Origin of the sequence: Klebsiella sp. TF21-TM (assembly GCF_019753495.1) — a bacterium.
In the GTDB taxonomy this organism is placed as follows: Bacteria; Pseudomonadota; Gammaproteobacteria; order Enterobacterales; family Enterobacteriaceae; genus Klebsiella; species Klebsiella quasipneumoniae.
The window spans coordinates 1-2,336 of sequence record NZ_JAIJYL010000085.1 but is presented as its reverse complement, the minus strand read 5'-3'; the positions used below and the strand labels follow the sequence as shown (position 1 = coordinate 2,336).

The 2,336-nt window shown below is 42.2% G+C and carries 2 protein-coding genes; both read left to right on the top strand.

The features are described from left to right. Positions 1–484 precede the first annotated feature (484 nt). A complete protein-coding gene (gene mobI, locus K5R89_RS26905) occupies positions 485–1,105 on the top strand; it encodes a conjugative transfer protein MobI(A/C) (RefSeq protein ID WP_223343781.1) in 621 nt (206 codons plus the stop codon). A 20-nt stretch (positions 1,106–1,125) separates the two neighbouring features. After that, a complete protein-coding gene (locus K5R89_RS26900; RefSeq protein ID WP_040217257.1) occupies positions 1,126–1,914 on the top strand; it encodes a hypothetical protein in 789 nt (262 codons plus the stop codon). The last annotated feature ends 422 nt before the right edge of the window (positions 1,915–2,336 follow it).

Genomic DNA, 2,336 nt, shown 5'->3' with positions numbered 1-2,336 from the left:
CTGCAACTCCGAGCGGAGAAACGCCTTAATGACCGTGTCAGTCTGTACGTTGGGTTGTACGTCCATACGCTCTCCAGAGTACTTTTAAATCGCGCTACATACGGTTACTTAAGGGCTGTTATTATATCAAAGCCATCTTAGAGATACTACCCAAAAAAACAAGTACTAATATTATTAGATACTAAATTATAAAAAATCACTGTCCTTTTACCTTGTACTGGTACTTATAACATTAGGCACTTTTTATAGAAACTGCACAGTTTCGCTCGGTTTCATTAGTACCTTTTCATCAAAAAAGTACTAATGAGGATAGATTTTCATTAGTACTTTTTCCTGTGAAAGGTACTAATGGCAGGACTGGAATCCTACACTTTCATTAGTACTTTTTTTGCAAATAGTTACTTATGTATAAGGGTACCTATTACTGGTTAGCAAAAAAGTTACTTTTTCCATCTCCAAGTTTGCGTGAAGTGGTTTTCCGGGGATGGATCGCACACCGTGCGGGCCACAGGCAGAGGTTGTTGGACGTGCTCACAAAAAAGTCACTTTTTTTAGCCGACGGCATGAGCACAAAAAAATTTTAAAAAAAAATGCAAACGCCCTTGTTAGTTCAGAAAAATCTGTTTGGATTCCTGTAGTCTGTGTTGCTGGAGGAGTTGATATGAACCCGATAATTAAGGCACATCAGGAAATCGTTATCGAGAACTCGGTTCGCTATATCGAGTTACTGAAATCGGAGGCTTCTAAAATTCTGGATGAATACTGGGAGGCCTGGAAGGCACGAAACCAACTGATATCCCAGACCACGTATGCAAACGGGGGAAGGTTTATACCTGGTCGTTTTGCTCCTGTGCTGAGAAAGGTTGGATCGTCGCAAAAACTGACAATTGTATGGAAAGATTTTTCGCCTAGGTTCAAAAACAAAATTGAACATCATGGCGTGGTTGTTAAACCTAAACTCGGAGGATACAGCGTTAGTTGTTTTAAAAATGCTCTGGACTGGGAACTGGAGATGATCCAGGAAACAGAAAACAAAATTAAACCAATCCGTGATCTCCTCGCGGAATTCCATCAACGAAAACTGGCCGACATCAAAAGACTGTAAAAACTGAAGAGGTTAATATAATGGCTGACAACGCATCCCCAAAAACTGAACCGCGCAATCAACGAAACACTGGCAATAACCGACCGTTAGGGATGGTCATTTCAAAACTAAAGCCACTTTCAAGTGAGTTCTATACGCACTTTCATGAAAAAAACAGAGCCTGCCTGCGCCAGTTTAACGCCATCTCCAATGCCATTTATAATATTTTCCGCTTGGTAGAAGGTGACCAGGCGACAAGCACTAAAGTTCAGAAATGGCTCTCCGGTGTTTACGAAGAACTGTCGGGTAATGTAAATACCTTCAAAGAGCAGATTGACAAAAATGTCGCCCGACTGCCTCTGGATGATTCTTCATTCGAAGGGTTCGACTATGGTGAATTTGAAATTCGCTGGAACCACCCAATGACCTATAAATTGCTGGATATTATCCAGACCATCAACGTCCTGACTCGTCAGGCACATCAGTTGTGGTTATACGGTCAGATATCACAACAGGTTCATGACCGAATTATCCTGCAACTCCTGAGCTCACTGCGGGTTGCGATGGACAACATAACTAAAATACTGAACGCTGAAAACCGCGTGAATGGAAAATACGACGCATTGCCATTCATTCAGAACATTAAGCGGTTTAAATCGGTGGAACTTTATATTGCCAGTCTCGAAACTAAAGCCCCTGTTCAGTCCGGTCACAGTGACAGTTCTGCTGATGCTGGCAGTGAGCCGACATTAAAACCAGAAGCAGCAGCTGGCACCGGTAAACCATCTGACAAAACACAGCCTTCTGCTACTCCTGTTTCGGTACAATAACTCACAGGTTGATATGAGTATTATATCCAGGATTTTTTTAAAAATTAGGGTCGCCCTCTTCGGAGGGCCTGACCACGATATTGTTTTTTATACAGATGATGAGTACGATATCCCGCACACGCCTAACAAGGATGTGCAAAGCTATCTTGATTGTCCAAGTAAGCCTGCGGGTATAACACTCTTTTCAGAGCGTGAGATTCTATCTGTACATGCTAACCGGTTACAGGAAATTAATATGTATATCGGTTTGCCAAATTCAGACCTGAGTGAGAAGGCCTATACCTTCACTAATCTGGTCATTAAGCCATTGATGGAATATACACGCTGGATACATCTTTTACCTGCGTCGGCTTTGTTGAATAAATCGAACTTTTGCTGAGTTGAAGGATCAGATCACGCATCTTCCCGACAACGCAGACCGT

Coding starts and splice junctions, on each gene's coding strand:
- K5R89_RS26900 (WP_040217257.1), top strand. CDS start 1,126: ATGGCTGACAACGCATCCCCAAAAACTGAACCGCGCAATCAACGAAAC.
- mobI (WP_223343781.1), top strand. CDS start 485: ATGGATCGCACACCGTGCGGGCCACAGGCAGAGGTTGTTGGACGTGCT.